Raw genomic sequence first — 1,294 nt, forward strand, 5'->3', positions numbered from 1 at the left:
GTGGAGTGACCCCCGAAATTCCGACACCTGGACGCTGGATGTTTGGTCATCCAGAGGAAGTGATCCAAGGTGGCAAAGCGGAAGAACTACCCCGAAGAGTTCAAGCGGGACGCGGTGGACCTCGTGCGTTCCTCGCCGGACCGATCCCTCACAGACATCGCCCACGGGCTGGGGATCCATCTGGAGACCCTGCGCAAGTGGGTCCGCGAGGACCGGACCCGTATCCAGGCCGCGGACGGCGGAGGTGACGCCGGCGTGACCCCTGACGAGAAGGAAGAGCTCAAGCGCCTGCGGCGGGAGAACGCCCGGCTGAAGGGGGACAACGAGATCCTCCGGAAGGCCGCCGCCTATTTCGCGCGGGAGACGACACGGTGATCCGCTTCCGTTTCGTCGACGAGCACCGGAACGCCCACAGAGTGAAGCGGATGTGCGACGTTCTCGGCTGGGACCGCTCCGGCTACTACACCTGGCACCAGAACAAGGAGGCACGGCAGGAGAAGGCCGATGAGGAAGAGGGCCTGGCCCGCCGCATCCGGGAGATCCACACCGATTCCCGGGGATCCTACGGGGCCCTGCGGATCACCCGGAAACTCCGGGACCAGGGGCACGTGGTGAACCGCAAGCGTGTCGCCCGGATCATGCGGGAGCGCGAGATCGCCGGGATAACGCGACGGAAGTCGAGGTCGCTGACGAGGCAGGACCGTACGGCGCCGCCGGCGCCGGATCTGATTCTGCGGGACTTCACCGCGCCGCTGCCGGGTCTGAAATTCGCCGGGGACATCACCTGCCTGCCGACGGCAGAGGGCTGGCTGTATCTGGCGACCGTGATCGACCTGTGCACGCGGGAGGTCGTGGGCTGGTCGATGGCCGATCACATGCGCACGGAACTGGTCGCAGACGCCATCCGGATGGCCCATGCGGGCGGACACACGGCAGGAAACGCGATCTTTCACTCCGATCGCGGATCGCAATACACGTCTCATCAATTCCGTTCCCTGCTGGGCGAGTTGGACATTCGGCAGAGCGCCGGACGCACCGGTTCGTGCTTCGACAACGCCGCCGAGGAGAGCTTCTTCGCCGTCCTGAAAGCAGAGATCGGCACGACCGTCTGGGAGACCCGGATGCAGGCTCGGCAGGACGTTTTCCGGTGGATCGCGGAACATTACAACCGGGAGCGGATCCACTCGACCATCGGCTACATCACGCCGTACCAGGCGAGGGTCCGCTGCCATCAACGGCTGGACCTCGCGGCATAAAACGGAAGTGTCGGGACCTGAGGGGTCACTTCACCCGA

Annotated in this window: 2 protein-coding genes; both read left to right on the plus strand. The window is 65.2% G+C overall.

Annotated elements, in window-relative coordinates:
• Nucleotides 1–69 precede the first annotated feature (69 nt).
• Entirely contained in the window at nucleotides 70–375 is a 306-nt protein-coding gene (locus ACFY7E_RS32850) for a transposase (RefSeq protein ID WP_389491506.1), read from the plus strand.
• Nucleotides 372–1,256, plus strand: a complete 885-nt coding sequence (locus ACFY7E_RS32855; RefSeq protein WP_389491509.1) for an IS3 family transposase — start codon at nucleotides 372–374, stop codon at nucleotides 1,254–1,256. Before ACFY7E_RS32850 ends, ACFY7E_RS32855 begins: the two co-directional genes overlap by 4 nt.
• Nucleotides 1,257–1,294 lie beyond the last annotated feature (38 nt).

It is taken from the genome of Streptomyces sp. NPDC012825 (assembly GCF_042900925.1).
GTDB lineage: Bacteria > Actinomycetota > Actinomycetes > Streptomycetales > Streptomycetaceae > Streptomyces.